The organism is Paraburkholderia phosphatilytica, assembly GCF_003443895.1.
In the GTDB taxonomy this organism is placed as follows: Bacteria; Pseudomonadota; Gammaproteobacteria; order Burkholderiales; family Burkholderiaceae; genus Paraburkholderia; species Paraburkholderia phosphatilytica.
In genome coordinates this window covers 116,128-135,190 of the sequence record NZ_QQOA01000018.1, presented here as the reverse complement: position 1 = coordinate 135,190, position 19,063 = coordinate 116,128, and the positions used below count along the sequence as shown (strand labels likewise).

16 protein-coding genes are annotated in these 19,063 nt (G+C 65.5%); all 16 read left to right on the top strand.

The window, feature by feature from the left end:
• Positions 1-26 precede the first annotated feature (26 nt).
• The 16 genes from rsmH (at position 27) to lpxC (ending at position 19,024) form a co-directional block, all read left to right on the top strand.
• Positions 27-968 carry a 16S rRNA (cytosine(1402)-N(4))-methyltransferase RsmH gene (rsmH, locus tag DVS29_RS20310; protein ID WP_118182294.1) on the top strand — a complete coding sequence of 314 codons (942 nt, stop codon included), beginning with the start codon at positions 27-29 and terminating at the stop codon, positions 966-968.
• Complete coding sequence (ftsL, locus tag DVS29_RS20305) at positions 965-1,318, top strand: cell division protein FtsL (RefSeq protein WP_118182273.1); 354 nt, start codon at positions 965-967, stop codon at positions 1,316-1,318. The genes rsmH and ftsL overlap by 4 nt, the downstream gene beginning before the upstream one ends.
• Positions 1,315-3,210 carry a peptidoglycan D,D-transpeptidase FtsI family protein gene (locus DVS29_RS20300; RefSeq protein ID WP_118182272.1) on the top strand — a complete coding sequence of 632 codons (1,896 nt, stop codon included), beginning with the start codon at positions 1,315-1,317 and terminating at the stop codon, positions 3,208-3,210. The genes ftsL and DVS29_RS20300 overlap by 4 nt, the downstream gene beginning before the upstream one ends.
• Positions 3,207-4,772, top strand: coding sequence for a UDP-N-acetylmuramoyl-L-alanyl-D-glutamate--2,6-diaminopimelate ligase (locus tag DVS29_RS20295; protein WP_118182271.1), 1,566 nt, complete (start codon positions 3,207-3,209; stop codon positions 4,770-4,772). Before DVS29_RS20300 ends, DVS29_RS20295 begins: the two co-directional genes overlap by 4 nt.
• Positions 4,769-6,175, top strand: a complete 1,407-nt coding sequence (locus DVS29_RS20290; RefSeq protein ID WP_118182270.1) for a UDP-N-acetylmuramoyl-tripeptide--D-alanyl-D-alanine ligase — start codon at positions 4,769-4,771, stop codon at positions 6,173-6,175. Before DVS29_RS20295 ends, DVS29_RS20290 begins: the two co-directional genes overlap by 4 nt.
• A 19-nt stretch (positions 6,176-6,194) precedes the next feature.
• Positions 6,195-7,364: a phospho-N-acetylmuramoyl-pentapeptide-transferase gene (gene mraY / locus DVS29_RS20285; RefSeq protein WP_118182269.1), complete on the top strand. Its 1,170-nt coding sequence runs from the start codon at positions 6,195-6,197 to the stop codon at positions 7,362-7,364.
• A 21-nt stretch (positions 7,365-7,385) separates the two neighbouring features.
• Positions 7,386-8,924 carry a UDP-N-acetylmuramoyl-L-alanine--D-glutamate ligase gene (gene murD / locus DVS29_RS20280; RefSeq protein ID WP_118182268.1) on the top strand — a complete coding sequence of 513 codons (1,539 nt, stop codon included), beginning with the start codon at positions 7,386-7,388 and terminating at the stop codon, positions 8,922-8,924.
• Positions 8,921-10,195 (top strand): putative lipid II flippase FtsW, encoded by a 1,275-nt coding sequence (gene ftsW / locus DVS29_RS20275; RefSeq protein ID WP_118182267.1) that lies wholly within the window; start codon positions 8,921-8,923, stop codon positions 10,193-10,195. The genes murD and ftsW overlap by 4 nt, the downstream gene beginning before the upstream one ends.
• A complete protein-coding gene (gene murG / locus DVS29_RS20270; RefSeq protein WP_118182266.1) occupies positions 10,192-11,313 on the top strand; it encodes an undecaprenyldiphospho-muramoylpentapeptide beta-N-acetylglucosaminyltransferase in 1,122 nt (373 codons plus the stop codon). Before ftsW ends, murG begins: the two co-directional genes overlap by 4 nt.
• Positions 11,310-12,701, top strand: a complete 1,392-nt coding sequence (gene murC, locus DVS29_RS20265) for a UDP-N-acetylmuramate--L-alanine ligase (RefSeq protein WP_118182265.1) — start codon at positions 11,310-11,312, stop codon at positions 12,699-12,701. The genes murG and murC overlap by 4 nt, the downstream gene beginning before the upstream one ends.
• A 2-nt stretch (positions 12,702-12,703) precedes the next feature.
• Entirely contained in the window at positions 12,704-13,645 is a 942-nt protein-coding gene (locus DVS29_RS20260; protein ID WP_118182293.1) for a D-alanine--D-alanine ligase, read from the top strand.
• Between the two features lie 10 nt (positions 13,646-13,655).
• A complete protein-coding gene (locus tag DVS29_RS20255; RefSeq protein ID WP_118182264.1) occupies positions 13,656-14,408 on the top strand; it encodes a cell division protein FtsQ/DivIB in 753 nt (250 codons plus the stop codon).
• A 27-nt stretch (positions 14,409-14,435) separates the two neighbouring features.
• Complete coding sequence (ftsA, locus tag DVS29_RS20250) at positions 14,436-15,668, top strand: cell division protein FtsA (protein ID WP_118182263.1); 1,233 nt, start codon at positions 14,436-14,438, stop codon at positions 15,666-15,668.
• Between the two features lie 172 nt (positions 15,669-15,840).
• On the top strand, positions 15,841-17,034 hold the full coding sequence (gene ftsZ, locus DVS29_RS20240; RefSeq protein WP_118182262.1) for a cell division protein FtsZ: 1,194 nt from the start codon (positions 15,841-15,843) through the stop codon (positions 17,032-17,034).
• 215 nt (positions 17,035-17,249) lie between these two features.
• The gene (locus DVS29_RS20235) at positions 17,250-17,750 is read left to right on the top strand and encodes a peroxiredoxin (protein ID WP_118182261.1); all 501 of its coding nucleotides are present in this window, start codon (positions 17,250-17,252) and stop codon (positions 17,748-17,750) included.
• Between the two features lie 356 nt (positions 17,751-18,106).
• The gene (gene lpxC / locus DVS29_RS20230) at positions 18,107-19,024 is read left to right on the top strand and encodes a UDP-3-O-acyl-N-acetylglucosamine deacetylase (protein WP_118182260.1); all 918 of its coding nucleotides are present in this window, start codon (positions 18,107-18,109) and stop codon (positions 19,022-19,024) included.
• The last annotated feature ends 39 nt before the right edge of the window (positions 19,025-19,063 follow it).

The following is a 19,063-nucleotide window of genomic DNA, read 5'->3' as shown; positions in this document are numbered from 1 at the left end:
CGCAGGAAGGACACATGGCACCTGCGATGGAAGAAGGGCTGCAGCATCGCACGGTGCTGCTGGACGAAGCGGTCGATGCGCTCGTCACGCGCGCGGACGGTATCTATATAGATGGCACGTTCGGGCGCGGCGGGCACAGCCGCGCGGTGCTGGCGAAGCTGGGCGAAGCCGGACGCCTGATTGCGTTCGACAAGGACCCGCAGGCCATTGCCGAAGCGCAGAAGATCGCCGACCCACGGTTCGGCATCGTGCATGAGAGTTTTGCTTCACTGCGCGCCGCGGTCGCGGAGCGCGGAGTAGGACGCATATCGGGTGTGCTGCTGGATCTGGGCGTGTCGTCGCCGCAGTTCGACGATCCCGAGCGGGGCTTCAGCTTCCGCGCGGACGGCCCGCTCGATATGCGGATGGACCCGACGCGCGGCGAGTCCGCCGCTGACTGGCTCGCGCGGGCCACGGTGCAGGAACTGACGGAGGTGATACGGGATTATGGGGAAGAACGGTTTGCTTTTCAGATTGCAAAGGCGCTTGTTGCTCGCCGGGCAGAGTCCGACCGTCTTGGGCCTCTCGACAGCACGGGCGAGCTTGCCCAAATCGTGGCTAACGTCGTCAAAACCCGTGAGAAGGGTAAGGACCCGGCAACCCGCACCTTTCAGGCTATACGGATTCACGTCAATCAAGAGCTTGCGGAGCTGCAAGTCGTACTAGAGGCAGCGCTGTCGCTGCTTGAGCAAGGGGGGCGGCTGGTCGTGATCAGCTTTCATTCGCTCGAGGACCGGATCGTCAAGCGGTTCATGCAGGCGCAGTCCAGCGCGCCCGCGGTGGACCGTCGGCTGCCGATCCGTGCGGTCGATCTGCCCAGCCCGCCGCTCAAACTGCTGGGCCGCGTGTTCGCGAGCGACGCCGAAGTCGCCGCGAATCCGCGCGCACGTTCCGCCGTGATGCGTATCGCGGAGCGTGTCGCGCCATGAACCGCCTCAACATCTTCCTGCTCTTCGTCGTGATGGGTTGCGCGTTGTCGGTGGTCAACGCGACGAACCAGCAGCGCGAGATATTCATCCAGTTGCAACGCGCGCAGTCGCAGGAGCATCAGCTTCAGCAGGACTACGCGCAGCTTCAATATCAGCAGAGCGCGCTGTCGAAAACATCGCGCATCGAGCAGATCGCTACAGACTCCCTGAAAATGCAGCCCGTCACTACCGGCCGCACGCAATACCTGACGCTCGATCCGGGCGCCGCGAAGGCGGTCGACACCCCGCTGCCGGTCTCCGCGCCGGACGCTTCTTCATCGCCTGCCGGCAAACGCGGAGGCACGCGATGAAAAAGACGTCCAATCCGAAGCACAAGAGCGTCGCGTTCACCGCCAACCCGATCCTGTCCGTGCGCCTGCCGATGTGGCGCTCGAAGCTCGTCGTGTTCATGCTGTTCATGGCGTTCGTCGCGCTCGCCGCGCGCGCGTTCTGGATTCAGGGACCCGGCAACGCGTTCTATCAGAAGCAGGGCGAAAGCCGCTACCAGCGCACCATCGAACTGCCCGCCACGCGCGGCAAGATTCTCGATCGCAACGGCCTCGTGCTCGCGACGAGCTTGCCCGTGCGCGCAATCTGGGCGATTCCCGATACCGTGCCCGACGATCTCGGCGCCGACAAGCTGGCCGCGCTCGGCAAGCTGCTCAATATGTCGCAGACCGAACTGCGCGCGAAACTCTCCGGCGACAAGACCTTCGTCTACGTGAAACGTCAGGTGCCGCTCGACATCGCGCAGCAGGTGGTTGCGCTCGGTATTCCCGGCGTCTACGAACGCCCGGAATACAAGCGCTTCTATCCAGAGGGCGAGATCACCGCTCACCTGATCGGCTTCACCAACGTCGAGGATGAAGGGCAGGAAGGCGTCGAGCTGAGCGACCAGAAGATGCTCGCGGGCGTGCCCGGCATTCGCCACGTGATCAAGGACCGGATGGGCCACATCGTCGAGGACGTCGACGAGCAGGTCGTGCCGCACAATGGCAGCGACGTCGAACTGTCGATCGACAGCAAGATCCAGTACATCGCGTACACGAACCTGAAAGCGGCCGTCGAGAAATTCAAGGCGAAGGCCGGCGCGGCAATGGTGGTCGACGTGCGCACGGGCGAAGTGCTCGCGCTCGTCAACTATCCGACCTACAACCCGAACGACCGCTCGCACCTGACCGGCGAACAGCTGCGCAACCGCATCCTGACCGACGTGTTCGAGCCGGGCTCGATCATGAAGCCGTTCACGATATCGCTCGCGCTCGACCTGCATCGCGTGTCGCCGACTACACTGGTGGATACGGGCGCTGGGCATTTCACGCTGGATGGCGCGACGATCACCGACGATAGCGCGTTCGGCGTGCTGACCGTCGGCGGCGTGATCCAGAAGTCGAGCAACATCGGCGCGACCAAGATCGCGATGACGCTCAAGCCCGAAGAGATGTGGAACATGTACACCAGCATCGGTCTCGGACAGGCGCCGAAGGTCGGGTTCCCCGGCGCGGCGGCGGGCCGGCTGCGTCCTTGGAAAAGCTGGCGCCGCATCGAGCAGGCCACGATGTCGTACGGTTATGGTCTCTCCGCGTCGCTGTTCCAGCTCGCGCGTGCGTACACGGCGATCGCGCACGACGGCCAGATCATGCCGGTCACGATCTTCCATCACCCGGGCGACGACCAGCCGGTCACCGGCACGCAGGTGTTTTCGCCGGTTACCGCCCGCGAAGTGCGCACGATGCTCGAGAGCGTCGTGTCGACGCAAGGCACGTCGCCGGATGCGGCGGTGCCGGGCTATCGCGTCGGCGGCAAGAGCGGTACCGCGTACAAGCACGAAGGCCGCGGCTACGACAAGTCGAAGTACCGCGCGTCGTTCGTCGGCATGGCGCCGATGCCGGATCCGCGCATCGTGGTCGCGGTATCGGTCGACGAACCGACCGCCGGCGGCCACTTCGGCGGTCAGGTGTCGGGTCCGGTGTTCTCGTCGATCGTCGGCGATACGCTGCGTTCGCTGAATGTGCCGCCGAACATGCCGATCAAGCAGATGGTCGTGTCGGACGACACCGCCTCCGCACAGCCCGCCGACGCCGCGCAGAAACCGTCGTCCGCGGCCCCGGTGCGCAAGCTGCCGGTCAACAATGCGAACAGCGGTGCGAAGAAGCTGAAAGTCGCGGCGAACGCAAAGAGCCGTCCGGGAGTCGTGCGATGAGCGCGCAACGTTCGAGGCATCCGGCGCATCATCAGATCGCCGACGCGCTCGCCTGGCTGCGCACGCGCGTGCAGCCGGCGGCGCATCTGCACGCCGATACCCGCACGCTCGCGGCCGGCGACGCGTTTCTCGCGTATGCCGTCGATGGTGCCGACAACCGTCCGCATATCGCAGCCGCGATCGAACGCGGCGCGGCCGCGGTGCTCTATCAGCCGGAACAGTTCACGGGCAGCGTCGACCCGGCGGTCTCGCTCGCGGTGCCCGCGCTGAACGATCTCGCGGGCCCGATCGCGTCCGCATGGTACGGCGAGCCGAGCGAGCAGATGCGCGTGATCGGCGTAACGGGCACGAACGGCAAAACGTCGTGCACGCAATGGATCGCGGCCGCGCTCACCAATGCCGGCCAGCGCGCGGCGATCATCGGCACGCTCGGCAGCGGCATGCCGGGTCAGCTCGTGTACACCGGCTTCACGACGCCCGACGCGCCGCAAACGCAGCGCAATCTCGCCGCGTTGCGCGATGCAGGCGCACAAGCCGTGGCGATGGAAGTGTCGTCACATGCGCTGCATCAGGGGCGCGTGAACGGCACGCTGTTCGACATCGCGGTGTTCACGAATCTCACCCAGGATCACCTCGACTATCACCACACGTTCGCCGCGTATGAAGCCGCGAAGGCGCGCCTCTTCGCGTGGCCGGATCTGCGCTGCGCGGTGATCAATCGCGACGACGAAGCCGGCCGCCGCCTGATCTCGAGCACGCGCGGCAAAGCGCACGTCATCGCGTACGGCATCGAGTCGCCGAACGTCGCGCGCAGCGTTGCCGCGGGTGGTCCGGTCGCGGACGCGACGCTGATCGCATCGAACCTGCGCGCCACGCAGATGGGCACCGCGTTCCATCTAGAGACCTCCGACTGGGGCAGCGCGGACGTCGAAGTCGCGACGCTCGGCTATTTCAACGTGAGCAATCTGCTGGGCGTGCTGGGCGCGCTGCTCGCAGCCGACGTGCCGTTCGACGTCGCCATCGCCGAGATCGCCAGGCTCGAGCCGGTGAACGGCCGCATGCAGCGCCTGGGCGGTCGCATCCAGAACGACGAGCCGCTCGTCGTGGTGGACTACGCGCACACGCCGGACGCGCTCGATAAAACGCTCGACGCGCTGCGCCCGATCGCGCTCGCACGCGGCGGCGAACTGGTCTGCATGTTCGGCTGCGGCGGCGATCGCGACGCGACGAAGCGCCCGCTGATGGGCGCGATCGCCGAGCGTCTCGCGGACAGCGTCGTCGTGACGAGCGACAACCCGCGCGGCGAAGACCCGGTCGCGATCATCGACCAGATCGTGCAGGGCATGCGCGATCCGTCGAAGGCGCGCCGCGTCGACGATCGCGCGAGCGCGATCCTGCAGGCGGTGCGCGGCGCGAAGCGCGAAGACGTGGTGGTGCTCGCGGGCAAAGGCCACGAGTCCACGCAGGAAATCATGGGCAAGAAGCGGGCTTTCTCCGACCAGGACCACGCGCGGCTCGCACTCGCCGCGCGCGCAACCCAGACCCGTGGAGGAGGCGAATGACGATGTTTTCGCTACGCGAAGCCGCCGCGCTGATTCCCGGCGCCACCGTGCTCGGCGATGAGAACGCGACCTTCGATCAGGTCTCGACCGACAGCCGCACCGCCGGCCCGGGCGATCTGTTCGTCGCGCTGAAGGGCGACCGCTTCGACGCACACGACTTCCTCGCGGAAGTTGCCGCGCGCCAGGTGAGCGCGGTGCTCGTCACGCGCAGCCCGGGCGACTGGCGCATTCCCGCGCTGCGCGTCGCGGACACGCGCGTCGCGCTCGGCGCGCTTGCGAACGGCTGGCGTCAGCGCTTCACGATGCCGCTCGTCGCGGTCACCGGCAGCAACGGCAAGACCACCGTGAAGGAGATGATCTCGTCGATCTTCGCGGCAGCGGTCGGCGACGACGCGCGGCTTGCAACCGCTGGCAACTTCAACAACGACATCGGCGTGCCGCTCACGCTGTTCCGTCTCGGCGCCGCGCACAAGCTCGCCGTCGTCGAGCTCGGCATGAACCATCCCGGCGAGACCGAACAGCTCGCGAAGATCGCCGCGCCGACGGTCGCCGTCGTCAACAACGCGCAGCGCGAGCATCAGGAATTCATGGCGACGGTGGAAGCCGTCGCGCTCGAACATGCGACAGTGATCCACGCGCTGACGCCCGACGGCGCCGCCGTGTTCCCGGCCGACGATGCGTACGCGAGCGTGTGGCGCGTTGCCGCGACCGGCAACCGCGTGCTCGACTTCGCGCTGAACACGCCGCAACGCACCACTGCAGCCGCCGTCACTGGCACGTTCGTCGGCAATCGTTTGACCTCCGACACGCCGGCGGGCCGCGTGGACATCGCGCTGCAGGTGCTGGGCGATCACAACGCACGCAACGCGCTCGCCGCGACGGCCGCCGCGCTCGCCGCGAACGTGTCGCTCGACGCGATCCGCCGCGGGCTCGAATCGTTCATGCCGGTGAAGGGACGTCTGCAGGTGAAGCATGCCGCGATCGGCGCGCTCGCGGGCGCTACGGTGATCGACGACACCTACAACGCGAATCCCGATTCGGCGCGCGCCGCAATCGATGTGCTCGCCGCGCAGCCGTCGCCGCGCGTGCTCGTGATGGGCGACATGGGCGAAGTCGGCGACGAGGGCCCGGCGTTCCATCGCGAAGTCGGTACGTATGCAAAAGAGCGCGGCATCGATGCGCTGTTCACGCTCGGCGCCGCGTCGCGCGACATGGCGACCGCGTTCGGCGAGGGCGCGCAGCATGCCGCCGATCACGCATCGCTCGTCGCGCAACTGCTGCAGGCCGGCTACGACGCATCGGCCACGCTGCTCGTGAAGGGCTCGCGCTTCATGCAGATGGAACGCGTGGTACTGGCCATTACCCAACCCGATGCGACGGGCACGACGCCCGCCGCACACTGAAAGAGAAGGACCCGAACGTATGCTGCTGGCGCTGGCGCAATGGCTGCAGAATGACGCAAGCTTTTTGCGCGTGATCAACTACCTGACGTTCCGCGCGGTGATGGCCACCATCACCGCGCTGTTGATCGGTCTCGTCTGCGGCCCGTGGGTGATCCGCAAGCTGACCCAGATGAAGGTCGGCCAGGCCGTGCGCAAAGACGGCCCCCAATCGCACCTCGTGAAATCCGGTACGCCGACGATGGGCGGCGTGCTGATCCTGATCGGCATCGCGGTGTCCACGCTGCTGTGGGGCGATCTGACCAACCGCTTTATCTGGATCGTGATGCTCGTCACGTTCGGCTTCGGCCTGATCGGCTGGGTCGACGACTATCGCAAGGTGGTCTACAAGGATCCGCGCGGCATGTCGTCGCGCGAAAAGTATTTCTGGCAATCGATCATCGGTCTGTTCGCAGCGGTGTATCTCGCGTTCAGCGTGTCCGAGGCGAGCAACGTGCGCGTGTTCGACCTGTTCATGGCGTGGGTGCGCAGCGGTCTCTCGATGGGCCTGCCCGCGCGCGCGGACCTGATGCTGCCGTTCCTCAAGTCGATCAGCTATCCGCTCGGCGTGTGGGGCTTCATCGCGCTCACGTACTTCGTGATCGTCGGCGCGAGCAACGCGGTGAACCTGACCGACGGTCTCGACGGTCTCGTGATCATGCCCGTGGTGCTGGTGGGCGCGTCGCTCGGCGTGTTCGCGTACGTGATGGGCAGTTCGATCTATTCGAAATATCTATTGTTCCCGCACATACCCGGCGCGGGCGAACTGCTGATTTTCTGTTCGGCGATGGGCGGCGCGGGGCTCGCGTTCCTCTGGTTCAACACGCACCCGGCGCAGGTCTTTATGGGCGACGTCGGCGCGCTCGCGCTCGGCGGCGCGCTCGGTACCGTCGCGGTGATCGTGCGTCAGGAAATCGTGCTCTTCATCATGGGCGGCATCTTCGTCGCGGAGACGCTGTCCGTGATGTTGCAGGTCACGTGGTTCAAGTACACGAAGCGCCGTTACGGCGAAGGTCGGCGCATCTTCAAGATGGCGCCGCTGCATCACCATTTCGAATTGTCGGGCTGGAAAGAGACGCAGGTGGTCGTGCGTTTCTGGATCATCACGTTGATGTTGTGCCTGTTCGGGTTGTCCACGCTCAAACTGCGTTAAGCGGCAAAGGGAAAGCAAGCGATGTTCGGCGAGAAGTTTCGGGATCGGCAAAAGCCGATGGTGCTCGTGCTGGGGCTCGGTGAATCGGGGCTCGCGATGGCGCGCTGGTGCGCGCGGCACGGTTGTCGCCTTCGTGTGGCCGATACCCGCGAAGTGCCGCCGAACCTGTCGGGGCTCGCGGCGCATGGCATCGATGCGGATTTCGTCGGCGGCGCGTTTTCGACTGCGCTGCTCGAAGGCGTCGAGCTCGTCGCGATCAGTCCCGGCCTGTCGCCGCTCGCGGCGGATCTTGTGCCGCTGATCGAAGCCGCGCGCGAACGCGACGTTCCCGTGTGGGGCGAACTCGAATTCTTCGCGCAGGCGCTGAAGACGCTCGGCGAAAGCGGCTACGCGCCGAAAGTAATCGCGATCACCGGCACCAACGGCAAGACCACGACGACGAGCCTCACTGGTCTGCTGTGCGAGCGCGCGGGCAAGAAGGTTGCGGTGGCCGGCAACATCAGCCCGGCCGCGCTCGACAAGCTTGCCGAAGCGATCGACAGCACCGCGCTGCCCGACGTGTGGGTGCTCGAACTGTCGAGCTTCCAGCTCGAAACCGCGCATACGTTCGCGCCGGACGCGGCCGTCGTGCTGAACATCACGCAGGATCATCTCGACTGGCACGGCGGACTCGACGCGTATGCCGCCGCGAAAGGCCGCATCTTCGGGCCGCAGACGATCCGCGTGCTGAACCGCGACGACGCGCGCGTGATGGCGCTCGCGCCGCCGGCCGCTCAAAGCGCTGCGGCGGAAGGCGCGGTACGCACGATCACGTTTGGCCTGAACGAACCGACCCAGGACGGCGACTACGGTCTGCTGCGCGATAACGGCATGCTGTGGCTCGTCGAAGCGCAGGACCGCGACGCCGCCGACGAACCCGCGCCCACCACGAGCCGCCGCCGCAAGAACGAGCCGACCACGCCGCCGAATATTGGCCTCAAGCGCTTGATGCCCGCGGACGCGCTGCGCATTCGCGGCCTGCACAACGCGGCGAACGCGCTCGCCGCGTTCGCGCTCGCGCGCGCGGTGGGCCTGCCCGGTGCGCCGCTGTTGCACGGTCTGCGCGAGTATCACGGCGAGCCGCATCGCGTGGAGCTGATCGCATCGATCGACGGTGTCGACTATGTCGACGACAGCAAGGGCACCAATGTCGGCGCAACGGTCGCCGCGCTCGACGGCCTCGCGCAGCGCGCGGTGCTGATCGCCGGCGGCGACGGCAAGGGTCAGGCGTTCGATCCGCTCGCCGCGCCGGTCACGCGCTGGTGCCGCGCGGTGATGCTGATCGGCCGCGACGCGCCGCAGATCCGCGCGGTGCTCGCCGACACCGGCATTCCGCTCGCCGATCACGCGACGCTGGAGGCCGCGACGCGCGCCGCCGAGGCGCTCGCACAGCCGGGCGACGTCGTGCTGCTGTCGCCGGCGTGCGCGAGCTTCGACATGTTCAAGGGTTACGCGCATCGTGCCGCGGTGTTCCGCAGCACGGTAGAAGACATCGCAGCCGAACGGGGGACGATGATATGAGCTGGTCGGAACGTTTCGGCACGCGCCTCTCGAAACAACGCGGCTCCGCCGGCGGTGTGGCCGCCGCGGCGCCGGCCTCGCGCGTCGCGGGCGGCATCGCGAGCGTGGTCAACGGCGTGCGCCCGTCGCGCTCGCGGATGCTCGACTACGATTACTCGCTGCTGTGGGTCGTCGTCGCGCTGCTCGGGCTCGGCATCGTGATGGTGTACTCGGCATCGATCGCGATGCCGGATTCGCCGAAGTACGCGTCGTATCGCGACTACGCGTTTCTCGTGCGCCAGTGCATCTACGTGGCGATGGGCGGCGTGGTCGGCATCGTCGCGTTCCGCATTCCCGTGTCGACGTGGGACAAGTACGCGCCGAAGCTCTTCCTGATCGCGCTCGCCGCGCTCGTGGTCGTGCTGATTCCGCACGTCGGCAAGGGCGTGAACGGCGCGCGCCGCTGGATTCCGCTCGGCGTCACGAACATGCAGCCGTCGGAAATCATGAAGCTCGCTGTGACGATCTACGCGGCGAACTACACGGTGCGCAAGCAGGAGTACATGCACAGCTTCGCGAAGGGTTTTCTGCCGATGGGTTTCGCGGTTGGCGCGGTCGGCATGCTGCTGCTGCTCGAGCCCGATATGGGCGCGTTCATGGTGGTCGCGGCGATCGCGATGGGCGTGCTGTTCCTCGGCAACGTGAACGGCAAGATTTTCGGCGGTCTCGTTGCCACCGCGGTCGGCACGTTCAGTTTGCTCGTGTGGGCGTCGCCGTGGCGTCGTGAGCGGATCTTCGCGTACCTTGATCCGTGGGACGACCGCTACGCGCAGGGCAAGGCGTATCAGCTGACGCACTCGCTGATCGCGTTCGGCCGCGGCGAGTGGTTCGGCGTGGGCCTGGGCGGCAGCGTCGAAAAGCTCAACTATCTGCCCGAAGCGCACACCGACTTCATCCTCGCGGTGATCGGCGAGGAACTTGGTTTCGTCGGCGTGCTGGTCGTGATTCTGCTGTTCTACTGGATCGTGCGCCGCGCGTTCGAGATCGGCCGTCAGGCGCTCGCGCTCGACCGCACGTTCGCCGGTTTGATGGCGAAGGGCATCGGCCTGTGGTTCGGTGCGCAGACCTTCATCAACATGGGCGTGAACCTGGGTCTCCTGCCGACTAAAGGTCTCACGCTGCCGCTCGTGAGCTACGGCGGTTCGGGCATTCTGCTCAACTGCCTCGCGATCGCGGTGCTGATGCGCGTGGACTACGAAAACCGCGTGCTGATGCGTGGAGGGAAGGTATGACCACGACGCAGCGCACGCTGATGGTGATGGCCGGCGGCACCGGGGGACACGTGTTCCCCGGGCTCGCGGTCGCGCACCTGATGCAGGCGTGGGGCTGGCGCGTGGTATGGCTCGGCAATCCGGGCGGAATGGAAGCGACGCTCGTACCGAAGCACGGCATTCCGATGGAGTACGTGCGTTTCGGCGGCGTGCGCGGCAAAGGTCTGAAGACCAAGCTGATGCTGCCGTTCAATCTGATCGGCGCGTGCCGGCAGAGTCTCGCCGTGCTGCGTCGCGTGAAGCCGGACGTGGTGCTTGGCATGGGCGGCTACATCACGTTCCCGGCGGGCGTGATGACCGCGCTGTCCGGTCGCCCGCTCGTGCTGCACGAACAGAATTCGATCGCGGGGCTCGCGAACAAGGTGCTCGCGAAGCTCGCGAAACGCGTACTCGTCGCGTTCCCGAACGCGTTGCCGAACGCCGAATGGACCGGCAATCCGATCCGCGAGGAACTTGCGCGCACGCCGGCACCCAAAGCACGCTACGAATCGCGCACGGGACGCTTGAATCTGCTCGTCGTCGGGGGTAGCCTGGGCGCTGCGGCGCTGAACGACATCGTGCCGAAAGCACTCGCGCAACTGGCGCCGGATGAACGGCCGCGTGTCGTGCATCAGGCGGGTGCGAAGCACATTGATGCGTTGCGCGCGAACTATGCGGCGGCGGGCCTCGAAGCCGGCGCCGATCTGCAACTGGTGCCCTTCATCGACGACATGACGAACGCGTACGCGAATGCCGATCTGGTGATCTGCCGCTCCGGCGCGATGACGGTGGCGGAGATCGCTGCCGTCGGCGTCGCGGCGTACTTCGTGCCGTTCCCGTTCGCCGTCGACGATCACCAGACCACCAACGCAGCATTTCTCGCCGATCACGGCGCCGCGCTCGTCGTTCAGCAGCGCGACCTGAGGGCGGAGCAACTCTCTGGCTGGTTGCGCGGCCAGACGCGGGCATCGCTCGCGGAAATGGCAGAGCGTTCGCGTTCGCTTGCGAAACCGGACGCGACAGAACAGGTCGCGCGGATCTGTGCGGCCGTCGCCGGGGCGATGACGGGCGCGCATCTGCGCCAGGAAGGACAGCAATGAAACACATCGTCAAACACATTCACTTCGTCGGCATCGGCGGTGTCGGCATGAGCGGCATCGCGGAGGTGCTGCTGAATCTCGGCTATCAGGTGAGCGGCTCGGACCTTGCGCGCGGCGCCGTCACGGATCGTCTCGCGAAACTGGGCGCGCGCATCGCGATCGGCCATGAGGCCGACAACATCGAAGGCGCGAATGCGGTCGTCGTGTCGACGGCCGTGCGCAGCGACAACCCCGAGGTGCTCGCCGCGCGGCATCGTCATATCCCGATCGTGCCGCGCGCCGTGATGCTCGCGGAACTGATGCGCCTGAAGCAGGGCATCGCGATTGCCGGCACGCACGGCAAGACCACCACCACGTCGCTTGTCGCGAGCGTGCTGGCGGCGGGCGGGCTCGACCCGACCTTCGTGATCGGCGGACGTCTGATCAGCGCGGGCGCGAACGCACGGCTCGGCACGGGCGACTTCATCGTCGCGGAAGCGGATGAATCGGATGCGTCGTTCCTGAACCTGTTTCCGGTGATCGAAGTCATCACGAACATCGACGCCGATCACATGGACACCTACGGCCACGACTTCGCGCGGCTCAAACAGGCGTTCATCGAGTTCACGCATCGCCTGCCGTTCTATGGCATCGCGGTGCTGTGCGTCGACGATCCGAATGTGAAGGAGATCCTGCCGTTCGTGTCGAAGCCGATCATCCGCTACGGCTTCGCGCCGGACGCGCAGGTGCGCGCGGTGAACGTCGTCGCACGCGATGGCCGCATGCATTTCACCGCGATGCGCGAGGACGCAGCGTCGCTCGACATCGTGCTGAACCTGCCGGGCACGCACAACGTGCAGAACGCGCTGGCTGCGATTGCGATTGCGACTGAACTCGAAGTGAAAGATGCCGATATCCAGCGTGCACTCGCAGAGTTCAACGGCGTCGGCCGGCGCTTCCAGCGTTATGGCGAGGTGCCACTGGCAAGCGGCGGCGCGTACACGCTGATCGACGACTATGGGCATCATCCGGTCGAGATGGCTGCAACCGTCGCGGCCGCGCGCGGCGCGTTTCCGGACCGTCGTCTCGTGCTCGCGTTCCAGCCGCACCGTTTCACGCGCACGCGCGACTGCTTCGAAGACTTCGTGAAAGTGCTGTCGACGGTCGATGCGCTCGTGCTGACCGATGTGTATGCAGCGGGCGAAGCGCCGATCGTCGCGGCGGATGGCCGGGCGCTCGCGCGCGCCATTCGCGTCGCGGGCAAGGTCGAGCCGGTGTTCGTGGAAACGGTGGATGAGGTGCCGGACGCGGTCGCGACGCTCGCGCGCGACGGCGATGTGGTGATCACGATGGGTGCGGGTTCGATCGGCGCTGTGCCGGGCCGGCTCGCGAACGAACAGAAGGGATGAGCATGAGCAGTATCGATGCGAAACAATTCGGCAAGGTCGCTGTGCTGCTCGGCGGCGAATCCGCCGAGCGCGCGGTGTCGCTCAACTCGGGCCGCCTCGTGCTGCAGGGTCTGCGCGCGGCCGGCATCGACGCCCATCCGTTCGATCCGTCGGAGCGTCCGCTCGCGGCGTTGAAGGAAGAAGGCTTCGTGCGAGCGTTCAATGCGCTGCATGGCGGCTACGGCGAAAATGGCCAGCTCCAGGGCGCGCTCGACTTTTACGGCATCCGCTATACGGGCAGCGGCGTGCTCGGCTCGGCGCTCGGTCTCGACAAGTTCCGCACGAAGCTCGTGTGGCAACAGCTCGGGATTCCGACGCCGCCGTTCGAAACCGTGCTGCGCGGCGACGATTACGCAGCGCGCGCCAGCGACATCGTCGCGAAGCTCGGCCTGCCGCTCTTCGTGAAGCCGGCAAGCGAAGGCTCGAGCGTTGCCGTGATCAAGGTGAAGAGCGCGGACGCGCTGCCGGCCGCGCTCGCGGAAGCGGCGAAGTACGACACGATCGTGCTGGTCGAGAAGAGCATCGAAGGCGGCGGCGAATACACGGCGTGTGTTGCAGGCGATCTCGATCTGCCGCTGATCCGCATCGTACCGGCGGGCGAGTTCTACGACTACGACGCGAAGTACATCCTCGACACCACGCAGTACCTGATTCCGTGCGGCGTGTCGGCGGAGCAGGAAGCGGAATTGAAAAAGCTCGCGCGCCGCGCGTTCGATGTAATCGGCTGCACCGACTGGGGTCGCGCGGACTTCATGCTCGACGGCGAAGGCAAGCCGTATTTCCTCGAAGTGAATACCGCGCCGGGCATGACGGATCACTCGCTGCCGCCGAAAGCGGCGCGCGCGGTTGGCATCAGCTATCAGGAGCTGGTGGTGAAGGTGCTGTCGCTCACGCTGAAGGATTGAACGAAAGGTTATGTGGAACAACGCCCGTCAACTGAATCTGGCCGCCAACGCATTGCATGCGTTGCTGGTCGTCGTGCTGCTCGCAGCCGGCGGCCTGTGGCTCATTCAGCGGCCGAGCTTCACGCTGCGCTCCATCAGCATCGACGGCGATACCGAGCACATCAACACGCCGACGGTGCGCGCGACGGTGGTCGGCCATCTGAAGGGCAACTTCTTCACGGTCGATCTCGACGCCGCGCGCGCCGCGTTCGAGCAGATGCCGTGGGTGCGCCACGCGAGCGTGCGCCGCGTCTGGCCGAACGCACTCGCTGTCACGCTCGACGAGTACAAACCGCTGGGTACGTGGGGCAGCGATCAGCTGGTGAGCACCGACGGCGAACTGTTCACCGCGAATCAGGGCGAGCTCGACGAAGACCTGCCGGCGTTCGACGGTCCGGACGGCACGGCGAAGGAAGTGGTCGCGCGCTATCACGACTTCCAGAAGTGGTTCGCGCCAATGGGGGCGACGCCGGACGAAGTGACGCTTTCCGCGCGCTATGCATGGACGGTGAAGCTGTCAAACGGAACCGAGGTGGAGTTTGGACGCGAGCGCAATCAGGACACGCTGTACGATCGCGCGCGCCGGTTGACGGCGGCATGGGGCGCCGTCACGCAACGCTGGGGCAACGACATCGAGTATGCGGACCTGCGCTATCCGAACGGCTTTGCGATTCGCGCGGCAGGCATGCGCTTCATCAGCGAACCCGACAAGGGCAAGAAGTAACACGACATCACACGCAATGAGCACGCTATGAGTAAAGACTATAAGGATCTGCTGGTTGCCCTCGACATCGGGACGTCGAAGGTAGTGGCCATCGTCGCGGAGTTGCGCGGCGAAGGCCATTACGAGGTGATCGGCCTTGGCCAGAGCGAATCGAAGGGGCTCAAGAAAGGCGTGGTCGTGAACATCGAGGCCACCGTGCAGTCTATTCAGCGTGCGCTCGAGGAAGCGGAGCTGATGGCGGACTGCAAGATCACGAACGTGTTCACCGGCATCGCGGGCAGCCATATCCGCAGCTTCAATTCGAGCGGGATGGTCGCGATCAAGGAGAAGGAAGTCACGCAGACGGACGTCGCGCGCGTGATCGAGACGGCGAAGGCGATCAACATCCCGACCGATCAGCAGGTGCTGCACATCCTGACGCAGGAATTCATCATCGACGGGCAGGAAGACGTGCGCGAGCCGATCGGCATGAGCGGCATCCGCCTCGAAGTGAAGGTGCATATCGTGACGGGCGCGGTCAGCGCGGCGCAGAACATCGTGAAGTGCGTGCGCCGCTGCGGCCTCGAAGTGAACGATCTGATCCTGCAGCCGCTCGCGTCGTCGCTGGCGGTGCTGACGGAAGACGAAAAAGAGCTGGGCGTGGTGCTGGTCGATATCGGCGGCGGCACGACGGACATCGCGATCTTCAGCGAAGGCGCGATCCGACACACGGCGGTGATTCCGATCGCAGGCGACCAGATCACGAGCGACATCGCGATGGCGCTGCGCACGCCGACGCCGGACGCGGAAGACATCAAGGTGAGTTACGGCATCGCGAAGCAGGCGCTGGCCGACCCGGACGAGATGATCGAAGTGCCGGGTCTCGGCGAACGCGGTCCGCGCACGCTGTCGCGCCAGGCGCTGGCGGCGGTGGTCGAGCCGCGCGTCGAGGAACTGTTTTCGCTCGTGCAGCAGGTGGTGCGCGAGTCGGGTTACGAAGAACTGCTGAGCTCCGGCGTCGTGCTGACGGGCGGCGCCGCGATGATGCCGGGCATGGTCGAACTGGGCGAAGACATCTTCCTCAAGCCCGTGCGGATCGGCGTGCCGGAATACGCGGGCGGTCTTGCGGATGTGGTGCGCAACCCGCGCTTCTCGACCGGCATGGGTCTGCTCGTCGAAGGTCACGCGCAGCGGATGCGCGGCCGCAAGGTCGCGGTGCAGTCGGGTTCGATGGGGCAGGTGTTCTCGCGCATGAAGGACTGGTTCCTCGGCAACTTCTGAGCGGGGACCGCAACAGGATTCAAGGGCTTCGAGATCGGGTTCGAAGCTCGCAGTTTTCGAAATTCGCGCTGGTGCCGGCGGCTGGCGCGCGACAGAAGGTTGCCCGATCTTCTGCCGAATAACGGCCGAGTAAGCCGCTTTGCGGCGGCGTTTTTTTCTTGACGGAGGCAACATGGAATTCCAGATGCTGGAAACGGAAACCAACGGCACCATCATCAAGGTGGTCGGTGTCGGTGGCGCTGGCGGCAATGCCGTTCAGCACATGATCAACCGCGGCGTGCAGGGCGTCGATTTCATCGTGATGAACACGGATGCGCAGGCACTGTCGCGCTCGCGTGCGAGCGCGGTGATCCAGCTCGGCAACACCGGTCTTGGCGCAGGCGCGAAGCCTGACATGGGCCGCGCGGCAGCGGAAGAAGCACGCGAACGCATCGCCGATGCGCTGCGTGGCGCGCACATGGTGTTCATCACCGCCGGCATGGGTGGCGGCACGGGCACGGGCGCGGCACCGGTGGTCGCGCAGATCGCGAAGGAAATGGGCATTCTCACCGTGGGTGTCGTCAGCAAGCCGTTCGAGTTCGAAGGCGGCAAGCGGATGCGCGTGGCAGAAGCCGGATCGCAGCAACTGGAGGATCACGTCGACTCGCTGATCGTCGTTCTGAACGACAAGCTGTTCGAGGTGATGGGCGATGACGCCGAGATGGACAAGTGCTTCCAGTGCGCGGACGACGTTCTGAACAACGCAGTCGCGGGTATCGCTGAAATCATCAACGTCGATGGTCTCGTGAACGTCGACTTCGAAGACGTGAAGACGGTGATGGGCGAACAGGGCAAGGCGATGATGGGCACGGCGACGGTGGCCGGCGTCGATCGCGCGCGTCTCGCGGCGGAACAGGCCGTGGCGAGCCCGCTACTCGAAGGCGTGGATCTGTCGGGCGCGCGCGGCGTGCTGGTCAACATCACGTCGAGCCGTTCGCTGCGTCTGTCGGAAACGCGCGAAGTGATGAACACGATCAAGAGCTACGCGGCGGAAGATGCGACGGTGATCTTCGGCGCGGTGTACGACGACGCGATGGGCGACGCGCTGCGCGTGACGGTCGTGGCGACGGGTCTCGGCCGCCAGGCGAAGAAGCAGCAGTCGGCACCGATGACGCTGCTGCGCACCGGCACGGACAACCAGCCGGTCGGCGTGTCGCATCACGCGTACACTCCGCAGCACGGCACCACGGCGGATTACGGCGCGCTGGAAACGCCGGCTGTGTGGCGCACGTCGCGCGATACCGCGGCTTCGCACGTGCAGGCGCTGCAGGAAAAGGGCGTCGATACGTACGACATTCCGGCATTCCTGCGCAAGCAGGCGGACTGAGCGCGCGGATGCAGGCTTTCGCTACGGCGCGTAGTATCAGGAGCGCGTCTGTAGTCGAACGCACGGCGTGACAGTGAACGGCGGACAAAGTCGCGACGCGTCAGGCGGGCGGCTGGGACAACTGCCCTCTTCGCAAATGTGAAGAGGTCTGGATAACCGTCGCCGTGACATGTGTCGCTTGTGCGCATGCCGGGCATCGATGCAAAGGACTGAGCATGATTCAGGTTGGCGAAAAGCTGCCGGACGCGAAGCTTCACGAGTACATCGAGGAAGCGGGCGAAGGCTGCACGGTCGGGCCGAACAGCTTCGAAACTGGCGAACTCGTGAAGGGCAAGCGCATCGTGATCTTCGGATTGCCTGGTGCTTTCACCCCGACGTGTTCCGCGAAGCACGTCCCGGGCTACGTCGAGAAGGCCGCCGAATTCGAGGCGGCCGGCGTCGACGAAATCTGGTGCGTGTCGGTCAACGATGCGTTCGTGATGGGTGCATGGGGACGCGATCAACACACCTCGGGCAAGGTGCGGATGATGGCGGACGGCAGTGCGGCTTTCACTCGTGCGCTTGGTCTGGAGCAGGACCTGTCTGCGCGTGGCATGGGCGTGCGTTCCCAGCGCTACGCGATGGTGGTCGACGACGGTGTGGTCAAGACACTGCGCGTCGAGGCGCCAGGCAAGTTCGAAGTAAGCGATGCCGCGAGCATCCTGTCAACGCTATGAGCCAGTTGCGCCGTCAGACTGCGTAGTCCGCAGGCCCGCGAGTTGCGCCTTTTTGCAGGACAATGGCGCCTGCGCGCGGCTGAAAACCGGTGCGGTTGCACCGTTCTGTTGCGGGCGGGCAACGCAGGCGGCACGGCAAAATGACGGGCTGTAATAGTGGCCGGCAAACGGGTCGATGACCGGAAACGCCTCCGTTCCGGGCGTCGGCCCGTCACGTATTCGTCATCGCGGCGTCACGCGTAATGTGGAGAAACGAATTGATACGTTCCACGCGGCGACGTAGCTTAACCGGATGAGGTATAATCGTCCTATGAAATAAAAAATCCTGATAAGGATTTTCAATCGGGCAAAAGAATATGTTGAAGCAGCGCACCATCAAATCGATCGTCAAAACGGTCGGCATCGGCCTTCATTCGGGCCGCAAGGTCGACCTGACGCTACGTCCCGCCGCGGCGGACACGGGCATCGTGTTCTCGCGCGTCGACCTGGCCGAACCGGTGGACATCCCGGCGTCGGCGATGTCGATCGGCGATACGCGTCTCGCTTCCGTGCTGCAGAAGGACGGCGCGCGGGTGTCGACGATCGAGCACTTGATGTCGGCCTGCGCCGGCCTCGGCATCGACAACCTCTACGTCGACGTGACGGCCGAGGAAATCCCGATCATGGACGGCAGCGCAGCGTCGTTCGTGTTCCTGATCCAGTCGGCGGGCATCGAAGAGCAGAACGCCGCAAAGAAGTTCATCAAGGTCACGAAGCCGGTCGAAATCCGCGACGGCGACAAGTTCGCGCGTCTCGATCCGTACTTCGGCTTCAAGCTCAAGTTCACGATCGACTTCCGCCACCCGGCCGTCGACAAGACCGGCCAGGCGCTCGAAGTCGACTTCGCGAACACCTCGTATGTCCGCGAAATCGCGCGGGCGCGCACGTTCGGCTTCGCGCACGAAGTCGAGATGATGCGCGAGCTGGGCCTGGCGCGCGGCGGCAGCATGGACAACGCGATCGTGCTCGACGAGTACCGCATCCTGAACAACGACGGGCTGCGCTACGACGACGAGTTCGTGAAGCACAAGATGCTCGACGCGATCGGCGATCTGTACGTGGTCGGCCACCCGCTGCTCGCGGCGTATGACGCGTACAAGTCGGGTCACGGCCTGAACAATGCGTTGCTGCGCGAACTGCTCGCTCACGAAGACGCGTACGAGATCGTCACCTTCGACGATCCGCAGAAGGCGCCGCGCGGTTTCGCGCTGGACGCGCAAACCGCATTCGCATGATGTGAGCCGGGCATAGCGGCTGATCGCTATCTACCGAGG